The sequence below is a fragment of the Mycobacterium cajalii genome (genome assembly GCF_045809005.2).
Classification (GTDB): Bacteria; Actinomycetota; Actinomycetes; order Mycobacteriales; family Mycobacteriaceae; genus Mycobacterium.
In genome coordinates, this window is sequence record NZ_CM141436.1 from 1,490,810 (window position 1) to 1,504,674 (window position 13,865).

Here is a 13,865-nt window from a genome sequence, read left to right on the forward strand (position 1 = left end):
CCGGGTCCGCTAGGACTGCTCGGTGGTGGCCGCCGCGGCGTCGTCGTGGGCCGCCCGGGCCGCCGACCAGCGGTCGCTACCGGTCGCCTGCCGCCAGTCCACCGGCAGCGCGTCCAGAGCGTCCTCGATGCACACCCAGATCGACTCGAGCGGCGTCGCGCCCGGCATCACCGCCGCGATCCGGTGCTGCGCGGCGTGGTTCGGCTCGTGCGGCGTGTCACCGAAGGGGGCGAGCGCGTTGATCGCGTCCATGACGTGGCGCCGCCGCTGGGCGTAGGGCCGCGCGGTCAGGTCCGCGGGCGTGATCGGGCGACCGAAGATGTAGTCCTGCGCGGCATGGCGATAGGGCACCTCGAGCTTGCGCTGCACGGGTTCCTCGGGCAGGCCTCCCGCGAAATACACCGGCACGATCGGCATCGACGCCTCGCCAGCGCGCCACCCGGGCCGCGGGCCCGGCGACGGTCCCATTCGTCGATCAGCCGGCGAACCTGCGCGACGGGCGGATGAACAGTTCGGCGACGCGTTCTTCGAGCGAAACCTCATCGGGGGAGTGGATCAGGTTCGCCGCCCAGGCGAGCCCGGTCCTGCCCGCCAACCCCGCCCGCGCCGAAGAAGCCCAGCATGCCTCCACTGGCGAGTCCCCTTGTTCCGAAGGCATCGTTCGACGGCGCTGACGTGCATTGCCCGTGCACGAGTTTCTCAGGCGCCGCCCCGGTTCGGGATATCGGAGTGGGCTTTGCGCCGCCGGATCCGACGAGGTCGCCGATGCCGCGTCAGCGGATCTCGAGCACGTCGTCCAACGGGCGCCGCGGCGTCGGGGCCGGCAGGGTCTCCATCCGCGGTGCTATCCCGGCGCGGATCAGCAGCTGCGGATGGCCCTGCTCGTCGAGCAGGCTGCGCACGAGGTCGCGGCTTTCGTCCAACTCGATCAGATGCGTCAGCGTGCACGTCGCCAGGAACGCCACGGTGCACTCCAGCAGGACCGCCGACAACGCCTCGCCGCACCGCAGTGCGTCCTCCCTGGTGTCCTCCGGGGAGGACACCACGAGGATCTTCGACCAGTCCGCGCCGACCTCGGGGCGACGGTCCCCGTGGCTGCGTGCCGGGAACTCGCGCCCGACATCGACGCGGCGGTGCTCCGTCTCGGAAGCCAGCGCGCTGGGCGGCACCCCCTCGTTCAGCGCGAACGGCGAAGTCCACCAATCGAGTTCGGCGTGGTAGGACGTGTCGTGGCGGCGCAGCAACCCGCTGAGCTGGGACGCCTTGGCCAGCAGCGGACGCACGTCGTCGGAGAGCACGTCGAGCCGGACCGGGTGCTCGGCCGCGATGGCCTGCAGGGTGGGCTCGAAGAAGTTCCAGTAGGTGGGCTGTCCCAGCGGGAGCCGGTCGGTCCGGCGTTGCAGGATCGCCTCGGCCTGCCCGCGCTGCGCCTTGGTGATGCGGTCGACGGAGTGGAATTCGATCGACGCCAGACGGTCGGGCTCGCCCGGGCTGGGGAACCGCTCGACGACGCTGCGCCAACCCGCGCCCAGCATCGCGACACGGAAGTGATCGAGCACGGCGCCGCAGCTGACCAGGGCCTGCCGGCCCGAGCGGTCGGTGCCCGGCACCATGCGCCGGCGATCCAGGTGCAGGTGCGCCACCCCGTCCCCGACGACCCAGCGCCACGGCTGGCTGTTGTGCACCGAGGGGGCCCGGCACGCCAAACCCACCGCCCTGCGAAGGACCTCGGTGTCCGGCGTCTTGGCCATCACGTCAAACCTCTCGCCTGACCCCCACGCCGTCGAGGCTAGGCAAGCCGGAACGGTGACGCCAGGGACGTTGGTCCCGTTCCGCAGGGCCATTCGACGCCCCGCCGCGTCTCACCCGGTGGGGGACGCGTTCTTCTCGACGTAGCCCACCACGTCGGCCAGCGTGCGCAGCGACGCGTAGTCCGACTCGGGTATGTCGACGTGGAGCCGGCTGTGGATGCCGCGCAGGAAGTTCAGCCAGTCCATCGAGTCGAGGTCGACCTGGTCGCGCAACAGTGCGTCGTCGCTGATGTCGTCGGGGTCGACTTCCGGGGCGATCCTGGTCAGCACGGCCAGCACCGCGGCACGGGTGTCCTGTTCGCTCATGTGCGCTTCACTTCTCTAGGAGGTCGGGCTGCTGGAGCAGCTCGTTGACTGCGGTGAGGAACAACGCGCCCCGGTGACCGTCGCTGGCGCGGTGGTCGGCGGACAGCGTGGCGTGCACGCTGGTGACGACCCGGATTCCACCGTCGATGACGCACACCCGCTCGGCGGGCCTGCCGAAGCCGACGATCGCGACCTGCGGTGGGTAGATGACGCCGTAGACCGTGTCGACGCCGTTGTCGCCGAGGTTGGTGACCGTGATGGTCGGGTCCGACATCTCCGAACTGCGCAGGGAGAACGACCGCGCCCGCGCCACCAGATCGGTGAGGTCGGTCATCAATTCGTCGAGCTTCTTCTCCGGGACGTCGTGAATGGCCGGCGCGACCAGCCCGCCGCCGCGCAGCGAGATGCCCACGCCGACATGGACTCCGGTCGCGGGTTCGAACCCGTCTTCGCGCCAGAATCCGTTGAGCTCGGGGTACCGCTGCGCGGCGAGGCCGACGGCCTTGAGCAACAGGACGGCCGGCAGGACCCGTTCGTCGATGGAGCGCTGCGCATTTCGCGTCGTCAGCCAGGTCAGGGACTTGTGCAGCAGGATCTCGTCGGCCAGGTAGTAGTGCGGGATCTCGCGCTTGGACCGGCTCATCGCGGCCGCGATCGACTTGCGCATCTGCGCGCCGCGGTCGGCGGCCGTCGGCTTGCCCGCCGGTTTGGCCACGGGTTGTGCCACCGGTTTCGCGGCCGCCGCGTGCTCGACGTCGTTGATGGTGACCGCACCCTGCGGGCCGGTGCCGGTCACCGCGTCGAGATCGACGCCCAGCGACTGGGCCAACCGCCGGGCGGCCGGTGACACCCAGCGCCGGTGCGCGGGTGCGGCCGCGGGTCCGGCGGTCGGCGCCGGAGCGCTCGCCGGTGCCGCCGCCGGCTTCGCGGCCGCCTTCGCCGACGGCGCGGGCTGTGCGCGGGGCTTCTTCCCGGCGCGTTCGCCCGGCTCGAGCAGGGTCGCCAGCGGCGTGCCCACCTGCACGGTTTCACCGACCGGAACGAGCAGCTCGTCCACGGTGCCCTCCTGCCAGCACTCGACTTCGACTGCGGCCTTGGCGGTTTCGACGACCGCCACGATCTGCCCGCGAGTCACCTTGTCGCCGGGCTTGATCAGCCACTCGTCCAACGTGCCCTCGTCCATGTCCGAACCCAGGGCGGGCATCTTGAACTCGATCACGACCGGTCACCCAACAGGTTCTGCGCGGCGGCCACGATGCCGGCGGTCTGCGGCAGGGCCGCCTCCTCGAGGTGCTTGGCGTAGGGGATGGGCACCTCGGCGCTGCACACCCGGGCGACCGGCGCGTCGAGGTCGTAGAAGGCCCCCTCCATGATCCGCGCGGTGATCTCCGCGGCCAGGCTGCCGGTGCGCCACGCCTCGTCGACGACGACGGCGCGGTGGGTCTTGCGGACCGACTCGAGCAGGGTGTCGTCGTCGATCGGCCGCAGCACCCGCAGATCGACCACCTCGCAGTCGATTCCGGACAGCGACAACTCGTTGGCGGCGTCGAGGGTCTTCGGCAGGGAGCCGCCGTAGGTCACCAGCGTGACGTCGGTCCCGGCGCGGCGGACCGCGGCGCGGGCGATGTCGGTGGGGGCCAGGGCCTCGACGTCGGCCGAGGTGTTGTAGAGCTGGACGTGCTCGAAGATCACCACCGGATCGGGGTCCGCCAGCGCCGGGCCCAGCATGCCGTAGGCGTCCTCGACGGTGGCCGGGGCCACCACCTTGATGCCGGGGATGTGGGCATACCAGGGCTCGAGGCTGTGCGAATGCTGGGCCGCGAGCTGGCGTCCGGCCCCGGTCGCCATCCGCACCACCAGCGGAACGGAGAACTGTCCTCCCGACATATGGCGAAGGGCCGCAGCGGTGTTCACGATCTGGTCGAGCGCCAGCAGGCTGAAGTTGACCGTCATGACCTCGACGATCGGGCGCAACCCGTTCAGCGCCGCGCCGATGCCGATGCCGACGAAGCCCAGCTCGGAGAGCGGGGTGTCGCGTATCCGCTCGGGCCCGAACTCCTCGAGCAGGCCCTTGGACGCGGCGTACGTCCCGCCGTAGCGCCCGACGTCTTCGCCCATCAGCAGGACACGGGGATCGTCGCGCAGGGCGTCGCGCAGCGCGTCGTGGACGGCGGTCCGGTAGGAGGTCTTCATCGGGCCACCCCCGGGGTGAGCACGTCGCGCTCGAGATCGGCCGCGTCCTCCCAGGTTCCGGCCTCGGCGTAGGCCACGGCGTCCTCGATCTCGCCGGCGGCCGCCTCTTCGATCGCGCTCACGTCGGTCTCGGTCAGCGAGCCGTCGTGCAGGCAGCGCTCGGTGAATGTCCGGATCGGGTCGCGCTCGCGCCACTGCTCGACCTCGGCCTTCTCCCGGTACAGCTCCGGGTCGAACATCGAATGCGCGCGGAAGCGGTAGGTGCGGAACTCGATGAAGAACGGGCCGCCGGTGTCGCGGACGTGGTCGACGCCCTGCTGCGCGGCGGTGTGGCACGCCTCGACGTCCATCCCGTCGACGGCCAGGGTCGGAACGCGGTAGGCGGCCGCCTTGACGGTGAGATCGGTCTGGGACTGCGCGCGATCCAGCGCCGTGCCCATCGCGTAAAGGTTGTTCTCGCAACAGAACAGCACCGGAAGCTGCCACAGCGCGGCCATGTTCAGCGACTCGTGGAACGCGCCCTCGGCCACGGCGCCGTCGCCGAAGTAGCAGGCGGTCACCCGCTTCTGCTGCAGCATCGCGTCGGCGAGCGCGATGCCCACCGCCAGCGGCAGGCCGCCGGCGACGATCGCGTTGCCGCCGTAGAACCGCCGGGCGGCGTCGAACAGGTGCATCGAGCCGCCGCGCCCGCGGGAGCAGCCCTCCTGCTTGCCGAACATCTCGGCCATGATCGAGGTCATCGGGATGCCGCGCAGCAGCGCGTGCGCGTGCTCGCGGTATGTCGCCACCACGGCGTCGTCATCGGCCAGTGCGCGCAGGGACCCCGCGGCCACGGCCTCCTCGCCGACGTAGAGATGCAGGAACCCGCGAATCTTGGCCGCGCTGTACAGTTCTGCGCACTTCCCCTCCATGCGTCGCACGCGCACCATGTCCGAGAGCAACTCGTGCGCCAGCTTCGTGTCGGTCATGACGCCACCCCCTCGGCGCGGCGGTGGGGTTGCTCGATGGTGGAGGTGTCGCCTTCGGGCAGCCCGAGTTCGCGGGCCTTGAGCAGCCGGCGCATGATCTTGCCGCTGCTGGTGTGCGGCAGCGCGTCGACGAACTCGATCTCCTTGGGCGCCACGGTGGCCCCGAGCCGCTTGCGGGCGTGGCCCAGCAACTCCAGGCGCAGGTCCTCGTCGGCGACGACGCCGTTCTTGAGCGTGACGAAGGCCTTGATCAGCTCGCCGACCGTCGGGTCGGGCTTGCCGATGACCGCGGCCTCGGCCACGGCCGGGTGATCGGTGAGCGCGCTTTCCACCTCGAATGGGCCGATCAGGTGGCCCGAGGACTTGATCACGTCGTCCTTGCGCCCGACGAACCAGAAGTAGCCGTCGGCGTCTCGTTTCGCGAGGTCACCGGTGAGGTACAGGCCGTCGGCGAACGAGTTGCGGTAGCGCTCTTCGTTGTTGAGGTAGCCGCGGAACATCGACGGCCAGCCGGTCCGCAGCGCGAGTTCGCCCTCGACGCCGGGCTCGTCGACGACGGTGGTCGTGCCGTCCTCGTCGTGGCGCACGATGCAGGCATCCACGCCGGGCAGCGGCCGCCCCATCGAACCGGGCCTGATGTCGAACGCGGGCGTGTTGGCGATCATGATGCCGCCCGTCTCGGTCTGCCACCAGTTGTCGTGAATCGGCAAGCCCAGCACCCGTTTTCCCCACCAGACCGCTTCGGGGTTGAGCGGCTCGCCCACGCTGGCGATGAAACGCAGCCGCGGGAAGCGGTAGCGCGCCGGCAGTTCGGGGCCGGCCTTGATCAGCATCCGGATGGCGGTCGGGGCCGTGTACCACACGGACACGGCCTGGTCCTGCAGGATCCGGTACCAGCGCTGCGCGTCGAACTCGGCCTCGTCGACGATCGAGGTGACCCCGTGCAGCAGAGGGCTGATGATGCCGTAGGAGGTGCCGGTGACCCAGCCGGGATCCGCTGTGCACCAATAGGTGTCGTCGGGGTGCAGGTCGAGCGCATACAGCCCGGTGACGTAGTGCATGGTGACGGCGCCGTGCACGTGCAGGGCGCCTTTGGGGGTGCCGGTGGTGCCGCTGGTGAAGTGCAGCAGCGCCGGGTCCTCGGCGGTGGTCGGCTCGATCGGCGCGTCGTCGTCGGCCGCGTCCACCCGATGCCAGAAGTCGAGCGTCCCGTCGGGCGGGCCGGCGGTCTTGTCGTCGTCGACGACGATGACGTGGCGCAGGGTCGGCAGCCGGTCGCGGATCTTGGCCACCTTGCGCTGGTAGAGGGCCCTCGTGGTCACCAGCACCTCGGCCTGCCCGATGTTCACCCTGGTGGCGATGGGCTCGGGCCCGAACGCCGAGAACAGGGGGGAGACGACGCTGCCGTTGCGCAGCGCGCCCATCATCGCGATGTAGAGCTCGGGGGTGCGGCCCATCAGCGTGAACACGCGGTCGCCCTTGTTGATGCCGAGGGAGCGCAGCACCGCGGTGAATCGCTTGCCGAGCCGGGCCAGTTCGGCGTAGCTGAGGTCTCGGGTGCCCAGCACGCCGTCCCAGTTGGAGTCGGCGACGAAGCGCAGCGCCGTGCGCCTCGCGGCGGGGCCCGACGCGTGCCGGTCGACCGCGGCGTAGGCGATGTTGCACCGTCCCTCGCCCATGCCCTCGCACAGCGCGGGCACGTCGGACCAGTGGAAGTCCGCGCGCGTCTGCTCGTAGTCGGTGAAGTTGGGCCGGACGCCGAGGTCTTCGGGGGTTTTGTGAATGACATCCATGCGGGGACTGTCCCTTTTCTTCCGGTCGTGCCCATCATCGTTTGCTGCCGGCCGCGCGCCACGATAGAGACGAAAGTCATCGGCTGGCGTGGGCGGGCCCAATGACGTGGGGCCCGGGGACCAAGGACCCTGGCATCGGCGGCCGGTATGGCCGAGGCTCGAAGTCACACGTGAGAGTCAGGGGAGACGAATGGTCGGGACGACGGTCGACACCATGGTGGTCAAGGGCGCGGTGGAGTCGGCGTGCCGCGCTCCCTCGCTGCACAACAGCCAGCCGTGGCGCTGGGTGGCCGGCGGCGCGGCCGTCGACCTGTTCGCCGACCCGCACCGGATCGTGACCGCGACCGACAGCTCGGGCCGCGAGTCGATCATCAGCTGTGGGGCGGTGCTCGACCACTTCCGCGACGCGATGCTCGCCGCCGGCTGGGACACCGAGGTCGACCGGTTTCCCAATCCCAACAACCTCGACCACCTCGCCTCGATCGGGTTCGCCCCGGCCGACTACGTCACCGACGCCGAGCGCGACCGCGCCGCGGCGATGGCGCGGCGCCGGACCGACCGGCGCCCGTTCGGCGCCCCCGAGGACTGGGCGTCGATCGAGCCCGCGCTGCGCAGCGCGTTCGACCCCGGCCTGGCCACCCTGGACGTGCTGTCCGACGAGGCGCGGCCCCGCCTGGTGGAGGCGTCCCGGCTCACCGAGGTCCTGCGCCGCTACGACGACCTCTACCACCACGAATTGCGTTGGTGGACGGCGCCGTTGCGGGAATCCGAGGGGATACCCGGGGGCGCGTTGCCCTCCGTTGCGCAGGGTAGCGACGTCGACGTGAACCGCCGCTTTCCCGCCGACGGGCATGCCGGAGACTCGCCGGCCGCCCAGGACGAGGCCAAGATCGTGGTCCTGTCCGGCTACGGCGACACCCGCGCGGACTGGCTCGGCGCCGGGGAGGCGCTGTCGGCGGTGTTGCTGGAGTGCACCATGGCCGGGCTGGCGACGTGCACGGTCACGCACATCACCGAGGTGCAGGCCGGCCGGGACATCGTGCGGGGACTCCTCGCCGACCCGGCGATGGTGCCGCAGGTGTTGATCCGGGTCGGCGCGGAGCCCGCGGGCGGCCCCCCGGAGCCGACGCCGCGCCGGCCGTTGCGCGACGTGCTGGAAATGCGGGGCTGAAACGCCGGCGCGCGAAAGTCGCGAAAGCCTCTGACAACTAGGAGTTTTACGATGTTCGACTCATACCCGCCCAAGTCGGTGGTCGTCGGTGTCGACGGGTCGCAGGCCGCGATTCGCGCGGCGCGGTGGGCGGTGGACGAGGTCGCCGGGAGCGATGTCCCGCTGCGTCTGCTCTATGTCGCCCGGACGGATCCCGGCGCCGGCCCGCTGGAAGCCAGGGCGGCATTGGCGGCCGCGGAGGAGGTCGTGCACGAGGCGTACAGCGCCGTCGAGGCCCTGGGCAGGTCGGTGAAAGTCGAGACCGAGGTGCTCGACGGCGAGCCGGTGCCGACGCTCGTCGCGGCGTCGCGCTCCACCGGATTGCTCTGCGTCGGGGACACCGGCGCCGCGCAGCATCCGGAGGGCTGGTTGGGTTCCACCGCAAGGGAAGTGGCGCAGTCCGCGCACTGTTCGGTCGCCATCGTCAGGGGTGAGCGCGACGGCGCGGCCGGCGCCGACCGGCGCTGGATCGTCGCCTGTGTGGACGGATCTCCCGAGGACGTCGACGTTCTCGAGCTCGCGCTCAACGAGGCCCGGCGCCGGCACGCCCGGCTGCGGGTGGTGACCGAGGCGGCGCCGGGTGGCGCCCCGGGCGGCGGTGGCGCGGGCGTGATACTCGACCCGCACCTGGTGCGCTGCCTGGACGGCTACCCCGACGTGCACGTCGACACCGCGGTGCCGCACGGTCCCTTCCGGGACTACCTCGCCGAGCATGCCGCGTTCGTCCAGCTGGTCATGGTCTCCGCCGCCCGGACCGCCGAGGTGCGCCAACTGCTCGGCCCGGACGGCGCTCCCGCGCTGCGCAACAGCGATTTCTCGCTGCTCGTCGTCGGGCCCGAGCGGCCGGGCCGCTGATGAAGGCCCGCGTCGGCGACTGGCTGGTCGTCAAGCGCGGCACTGTCGGGCAGCCCGACCTGCGCGGGTTGATCACCGCCGTGCGCGCGCCGGACGGGGCGCCGCCCTACCGCGTCCGCTGGCTCGCCACGGGTGAGGAGGCGACGGTGTACCCGGGCCCCGACGCGCTGGTCGTCACGGCCGAAGAGCAGCGGGCCGCCGACGAGCGGGCGCGGTCGCGGTACGCCGCGGTGCAGGCCGCCATCCGGCAGCGCGCGGACGCCGGTCGCGGCGGCGCCCCGGATTAGCTGCTGCGTCGCGAATTCCGAACGCGCGTCGCCGCGCAACGGTTGACAACGAACCGGACACGCCGATGTCGCGGTTTGTCGGCGCCCCGTGCCGGACGCCGCCCGGCCCACTAGCCTGAGACGGTCCAACAGGTGACTTCAGGCCCTATGGGCGGGGTGGTCGCCGCCGCGATGATGAAACCACCCTGCACATAAAGGAAATTCGTATGTCCCCTACGGTAAGCGGTCTGCACTTGCTGACGGACTCCGACGTCGACGCGCTCGCCTGGCAGTTCATGCACTCGGACTATGCCGACGACATCTACGCCGACTGGCCGCTGGACCGGCGTCTCGACGGGTTCCTCCGGCGCCAGGGTCTCACCCGTCTCACCGAGGACGGCGACGCATACGACCTCATCCTCAACCGGGTCATGGCCTACATCGGGGTGCGCGCGTAAGCCCGGGACTTCGGTCCCTATCGCCGCCGCCGGCGGACTGGTCGGATGGATGTGTCGATGGTGACGTCGACGGTGATCGCAGACCCAGGAGCGGTGCCCCATGACCAGAGCAACCGATGTCGCCCGGCACTCGCCGCGGCGGGTTTTCCGCGACCGGCGCGAGGCCGGCCGGGTGTTGGCGAGCCTCCTGAGCGCCTACCGCGACCGGCCGGACGTGATCGTCCTGGGGCTGGCCCGCGGCGGGGTGCCGGTGGCGTGGGAGGTGGCGGCCGCGCTGCGCGTCCCGCTGGACGCGTTCGTCGTGCGCAAGCTCGGCGCCCCCGGTCACGAGGAGTTCGCCGTGGGGGCGTTGGCCAGCGGGGGCCGTGTCGTGGTCAACGACGATGTCGTGCGCGGGCTGCGGGTCACCCCGCAGCAGCTGCGCCACATCGCCGAGCGCGAGGGCCGGGAGCTCGCCCGGCGCGAGATCGCCTACCGGGACGGACGCCCACCCGTCGACGTGACGGGCAGGACCGTCATCCTCGTCGACGACGGCCTGGCCACCGGCGCGAGCATGTTCGCGGCCGTGCAGGCGCTGCGGGAGGCGCAGCCCGCCCAGATCGTGATCGCGGTGCCCGCGGCCCCCGAGTCCACGGTCCGGGAGTTCGCGAGCCTCGTCGACGACGTCGTCTGCGCGACCATGCCGACGCCGTTCCTGGCGGTCGGGGAGTCGTTCTGGGACTTCCGGCAGGTCACCGACGACGAGGTCCGTCAGCTGCTCGCCACCTCGACCACCGAAGTGGCGGCGAAAAGCGTTGCGGCGCAGACCCCCGCCGACCTGATCGCCGCCGTGGCGATCGACGCCCCCGGCGGCGTCCCGCCGCTGGCCGCCCTCGAGGAGCTGATCGGCGATGCGCGGGTGGTGCTGATCGGCGAGAGTTCGCACGGCACACACGAGTTCTACGAGGCCCGCGCGGAGATCACCAAGTGGCTGATCGAGGAGAAAGGTTTCTGCGCCGTCGCGGCGGAGGCGGACTGGCCCGACGCCTACCGGGTGAACCGGTATGTGCACGGCACCGGCGAGGACACCACCGCCGACGAGGCGTTGAGCGGGTTCGAGCGCTTCCCGGCCTGGATGTGGCGCAACGTCGTCGTCCGCGACTTCGTGGACTGGCTGCGCGACCGCAACCGCCGCCACGGGTCCAACGGGCGCCGGCAGGCCGGGTTCTACGGCCTGGACCTGTACAGCCTGCACCGCTCGATGCACGAGGTGATCGGCTATCTGGACAGGGTGGACCCCAAGGCGGCGGCGCGGGCCCGCAGCCGCTACGCCTGCTTCGACCACGCCTCGGCCGACGACGGGCAGGCGTACGGCTTCTCGGCGGCGTTCGGTGCGGGCCCGTCGTGCGAGAAGGAGGCCGTCGACCAGCTGGTCGACATCCAGCGCAACGCGCTGGCCTACGCCCGCATGGACGGGCTGCTCGCCGAGGACGAGCTCTTCTACGCCCAGCAGAACGCGCAGACGGTGCGCAACGCGGAGGTCTACTACCGCGCGATGTTCAGCGGGCGCGTCACCTCGTGGAACCTGCGCGACAAACACATGGCGCAGACCCTCGATGCGCTGCTCGAACACCTGGACCGCCACCACGACGTGCCGCCGGCGCGAATAGTGGTGTGGGCGCACAACTCTCACGTCGGCGACGCGCGGGCGACCGAAGTATGGGCCGACGGGCAGCTCACCCTGGGCCAACTGGCCCGCCAGCGATACGGCAAGGCGTCGCGGCTCATCGGGTTCAGCACCTACACCGGCACGGTCACCGCGGCCAGCGAGTGGGGCGGCGTCGCCGAACGCAAGGCCGTGCGGCCGGCGCTGGGCGGCAGCATCGAGGAACTCCTGCACGAGACCGGCAACGGCGCCTTCCTGGTGTCGGCCCGCATCACCCCGGGCGCCGCCGAACCGCTGAGCACCGTCCGGCTGGGCCGCGCCATCGGCGTGATCTACCTGCCCGCCACCGAACGGCAGAGCCACTACTTCCACGTGCGGCCCGCGGACCAGTTCGACGCGATGATCCACATCGACAGGACCCGGGCGCTGCAGCCCCTGGAGCCCACGAGCGTCTGGGTCGCCGGTGAGACGCCGGAAACCTACCCGAGCGGCCTGTGATGGAGCCACCGGCCGGGCCGGCCCCGGGCCGCGCGCAGATCGTCACGCTGACGATGAACCCGGCGCTGGACATCACGACCGGCGTCGACGCGGTGCGGCCGACGGACAAACTGCGCTGCGACACACCGCGCTACGACCCGGGCGGTGGCGGCATCAACGTCGCCCGCATCGCCCGCGTGCTCGGCGCGTCGGTCGAGGCGGTGTTCCCGGCCGGGGGGCCGACCGGTGACGTGTTGACGTCGCTGCTCGACGTGGCGGGGGTGCCGTACCGGCGCGTCGCGATCGGCACCTCGACGCGGGAGAGCTTCACCGTCAACGAGACCGGCACCGGCCGGCAGTATCGCTTCGTCCTGCCCGGGCCCCGGCTGTCCCACCTCGAACAGGCCTGGTGCCTGGACGAGTTGCGCGCGGCGGCCGCGGCCGCCGGCTTCGTCGTGGCGAGCGGCAGCCTGCCTCCCGGCGTCCCCGCCGACTACTACCAGCGGGTCGCCGGGATGTGCCGGGAGCTGGGCGTGAACCTGATCCTGGACACCTCCGGCGGCGGCTTGCGGCACGTGTCCTCGGGGGTATTCCTGCTCAAGGCGAGCGTGCGCGAGCTGCGGGAGTGCGTCGGCCGGCCGCTGGCGACCGAGGCCGACCAGCTCGCCGCCGCGCACGAACTCGTCGACACCGGTCGCGCCGGAAGCGTGCTGGTGTCGCTGGGCTCCCGCGGGGCGCTGCTCGCGACGGCGCACGCGAGCCAGCGATTCGCCGCCATCCCGATGTCCGGCGGGAGCGGGGTGGGGGCCGGCGACGCGATGGTCGCCGCGATCACGGTGGGGCTCGGTCGCGGATGGCCGCTCGTCAAGTCCGTGCGGCTGGGCATCGCGGCGGGCACGGCCATGCTGATGACACCCGGCACCGCCGCGTGCGAGCGGGCCGACGTGGAAAGGCTTTTCGCGCTCGCCGCCGAACCAGTGGACGTCTGAGCATCGCCGGCCCGCACCGTACGAGGACGAACGGCATCGCAGGTGGGGCCCAACGGCCCCTCCGCACCGGGCCGCGGCGCAATAGCCTGGCATGGACGCACGGAACAAGTCAGGAGCCGACATGGACGAGCTGGACTCGAAGTCGGTGGTCGTGGGCATCAATGGCTCACGGGCCGCGATCAACGCCGCCAAGTGGGCGGTCGACGAGGCGCGCAGCCGGCAGCTGCCGCTGCGGCTGGTGTACGTCGTCGCGGGTCGCGGCGCGGAACCCGGGTCCGAAACGGCCTCCGAGTGGGAGGTCGAGCGCGGCGAAACGGCGCTCGCGGAGGCGGAGTCCGCCGTGCGGAGTTCGGGCAAACCGGTCGAGGTCGAGACGGCGATCCTCGCGGGGGACCCCGCGCAGGTCCTGGTCACCGAATCGCAGGACGCGGCCGTGGTCTGCGTGGGCACCTCGCGGCGCGGGTGGGCGGCCGACGGCCTGCTGGGGCCCACCGCTGCCGGCCTGGTCGCGCACGCGCGCTGCCCGGTGGCCGTCATCCGCAGCAATCCGGACGGCTCCCCGACAGAGATCGGCGTGATCGCGGTGGTGCTCAACGACGATCCCGACAACGACGAGGTCGTGCACCGGGCGATGGAGGAGGGACGCCTCCGCCACGCCACCGTGCGGCAGATAGACCGGCGTCTGAACAGCTGGGTCCGGCGCTACCCGGACGTGCCCGTGCAGACCGTCGCGGCGGGCACCGGGACGAAGCCCGGCGAAAGCCACGGCACCGCAATCGAGCTGGCCGTCGTGGGCGGTGCCGACGCCGAACAGATGGCCGGACTCGCCACCCCCAACTGCCATCCGATCGTCGGCTACCCCGACTGTTCGGTGCTCGTCGTCCGGCAGTAGGC

General features: G+C 71.6%; 15 protein-coding genes. 7 read left to right on the forward strand and 8 right to left on the reverse strand.

Going from position 1 to position 13,865, the window contains the following annotated elements; translation table 11 throughout:
• Positions 1-9 precede the first annotated feature (9 nt).
• The 8 genes from ACJ512_RS07065 to acsA all read right to left on the reverse strand — a co-directional run bounded on the left by ACJ512_RS07065 (position 10) and on the right by acsA (position 7,071).
• Positions 10-417, reverse strand: coding sequence for a hypothetical protein (locus ACJ512_RS07065; RefSeq protein WP_407686849.1), 408 nt, complete (start codon positions 415-417; stop codon positions 10-12).
• 58 nt (positions 418-475) lie between these two features.
• Positions 476-631, reverse strand: a complete 156-nt coding sequence (locus ACJ512_RS07070) for a hypothetical protein (RefSeq protein WP_407686850.1) — start codon at positions 629-631, stop codon at positions 476-478.
• Positions 632-773: 142 nt separating this feature from the next.
• Entirely contained in the window at positions 774-1,751 is a 978-nt protein-coding gene (locus ACJ512_RS07075) for an Acg family FMN-binding oxidoreductase (RefSeq protein ID WP_407686851.1), read from the reverse strand.
• 111 nt (positions 1,752-1,862) lie between these two features.
• Positions 1,863-2,117, reverse strand: coding sequence for an acyl carrier protein (locus tag ACJ512_RS07080; RefSeq protein WP_407686852.1), 255 nt, complete (start codon positions 2,115-2,117; stop codon positions 1,863-1,865).
• 7 nt (positions 2,118-2,124) lie between these two features.
• Complete coding sequence (locus tag ACJ512_RS07085) at positions 2,125-3,336, reverse strand: dihydrolipoamide acetyltransferase family protein (protein WP_407686853.1); 1,212 nt, start codon at positions 3,334-3,336, stop codon at positions 2,125-2,127.
• Positions 3,333-4,310, reverse strand: a complete 978-nt coding sequence (locus ACJ512_RS07090) for an alpha-ketoacid dehydrogenase subunit beta (RefSeq protein WP_407686854.1) — start codon at positions 4,308-4,310, stop codon at positions 3,333-3,335. Before ACJ512_RS07090 ends, ACJ512_RS07085 begins: the two co-directional genes overlap by 4 nt.
• Positions 4,307-5,278 (reverse strand): pyruvate dehydrogenase (acetyl-transferring) E1 component subunit alpha, encoded by a 972-nt coding sequence (gene pdhA / locus ACJ512_RS07095; RefSeq protein WP_407686855.1) that lies wholly within the window; start codon positions 5,276-5,278, stop codon positions 4,307-4,309. Before pdhA ends, ACJ512_RS07090 begins: the two co-directional genes overlap by 4 nt.
• Positions 5,275-7,071: an acetate--CoA ligase gene (gene acsA, locus ACJ512_RS07100; protein ID WP_407686856.1), complete on the reverse strand. Its 1,797-nt coding sequence runs from the start codon at positions 7,069-7,071 to the stop codon at positions 5,275-5,277. Before acsA ends, pdhA begins: the two co-directional genes overlap by 4 nt.
• A gap of 190 nt (positions 7,072-7,261) precedes the next feature.
• Here acsA and ACJ512_RS07105 point away from each other — a divergent pair, with 190 nt between their 5' ends.
• The 7 genes from ACJ512_RS07105 (at position 7,262) to ACJ512_RS07135 (ending at position 13,863) form a co-directional block, all read left to right on the forward strand.
• The gene (locus ACJ512_RS07105; protein WP_407686857.1) at positions 7,262-8,242 is read left to right on the forward strand and encodes an Acg family FMN-binding oxidoreductase; all 981 of its coding nucleotides are present in this window, start codon (positions 7,262-7,264) and stop codon (positions 8,240-8,242) included.
• A 51-nt stretch (positions 8,243-8,293) separates the two neighbouring features.
• Positions 8,294-9,136, forward strand: a complete 843-nt coding sequence (locus ACJ512_RS07110; protein WP_407686858.1) for a universal stress protein — start codon at positions 8,294-8,296, stop codon at positions 9,134-9,136.
• A complete protein-coding gene (locus ACJ512_RS07115) occupies positions 9,136-9,423 on the forward strand; it encodes a DUF1918 domain-containing protein (RefSeq protein ID WP_407686859.1) in 288 nt (95 codons plus the stop codon). The genes ACJ512_RS07110 and ACJ512_RS07115 overlap by 1 nt, the downstream gene beginning before the upstream one ends.
• Before the next feature lie 206 nt (positions 9,424-9,629).
• The gene (locus ACJ512_RS07120) at positions 9,630-9,860 is read left to right on the forward strand and encodes a hypothetical protein (protein WP_407686860.1); all 231 of its coding nucleotides are present in this window, start codon (positions 9,630-9,632) and stop codon (positions 9,858-9,860) included.
• A 100-nt stretch (positions 9,861-9,960) separates the two neighbouring features.
• On the forward strand, positions 9,961-12,003 hold the full coding sequence (locus ACJ512_RS07125; RefSeq protein WP_407686861.1) for an erythromycin esterase family protein: 2,043 nt from the start codon (positions 9,961-9,963) through the stop codon (positions 12,001-12,003).
• The gene (locus tag ACJ512_RS07130; protein ID WP_407686862.1) at positions 12,003-12,971 is read left to right on the forward strand and encodes a 1-phosphofructokinase family hexose kinase; all 969 of its coding nucleotides are present in this window, start codon (positions 12,003-12,005) and stop codon (positions 12,969-12,971) included. The genes ACJ512_RS07125 and ACJ512_RS07130 overlap by 1 nt, the downstream gene beginning before the upstream one ends.
• 121 nt (positions 12,972-13,092) lie before the next feature.
• The gene (locus ACJ512_RS07135; protein WP_407686863.1) at positions 13,093-13,863 is read left to right on the forward strand and encodes a universal stress protein; all 771 of its coding nucleotides are present in this window, start codon (positions 13,093-13,095) and stop codon (positions 13,861-13,863) included.
• Positions 13,864-13,865 lie beyond the last annotated feature (2 nt).

Excerpts from the sequence above, each read along its gene's own strand:
- ACJ512_RS07065 (WP_407686849.1), bottom strand. The coding sequence starts at position 417 with ATGCCGATCGTGCCGGTGTATTTCGCGGGAGGCCTGCCCGAGGAACCC.
- pdhA (WP_407686855.1), bottom strand. The coding sequence starts at position 5,278 with ATGACCGACACGAAGCTGGCGCACGAGTTGCTCTCGGACATGGTGCGC.
- ACJ512_RS07135 (WP_407686863.1), top strand. The coding sequence starts at position 13,093 with ATGGACGAGCTGGACTCGAAGTCGGTGGTCGTGGGCATCAATGGCTCA.
- ACJ512_RS07125 (WP_407686861.1), top strand. The coding sequence starts at position 9,961 with ATGACCAGAGCAACCGATGTCGCCCGGCACTCGCCGCGGCGGGTTTTC.
- ACJ512_RS07080 (WP_407686852.1), bottom strand. The coding sequence starts at position 2,117 with ATGAGCGAACAGGACACCCGTGCCGCGGTGCTGGCCGTGCTGACCAGG.
- ACJ512_RS07115 (WP_407686859.1), top strand. The coding sequence starts at position 9,136 with ATGAAGGCCCGCGTCGGCGACTGGCTGGTCGTCAAGCGCGGCACTGTC.
- ACJ512_RS07130 (WP_407686862.1), top strand. The coding sequence starts at position 12,003 with ATGGAGCCACCGGCCGGGCCGGCCCCGGGCCGCGCGCAGATCGTCACG.
- ACJ512_RS07090 (WP_407686854.1), bottom strand. The coding sequence starts at position 4,310 with ATGAAGACCTCCTACCGGACCGCCGTCCACGACGCGCTGCGCGACGCC.
- ACJ512_RS07120 (WP_407686860.1), top strand. The coding sequence starts at position 9,630 with ATGTCCCCTACGGTAAGCGGTCTGCACTTGCTGACGGACTCCGACGTC.
- ACJ512_RS07105 (WP_407686857.1), top strand. The coding sequence starts at position 7,262 with ATGGTCGGGACGACGGTCGACACCATGGTGGTCAAGGGCGCGGTGGAG.
- ACJ512_RS07075 (WP_407686851.1), bottom strand. The coding sequence starts at position 1,751 with ATGGCCAAGACGCCGGACACCGAGGTCCTTCGCAGGGCGGTGGGTTTG.
- ACJ512_RS07110 (WP_407686858.1), top strand. The coding sequence starts at position 8,294 with ATGTTCGACTCATACCCGCCCAAGTCGGTGGTCGTCGGTGTCGACGGG.
- acsA (WP_407686856.1), bottom strand. The coding sequence starts at position 7,071 with ATGGATGTCATTCACAAAACCCCCGAAGACCTCGGCGTCCGGCCCAAC.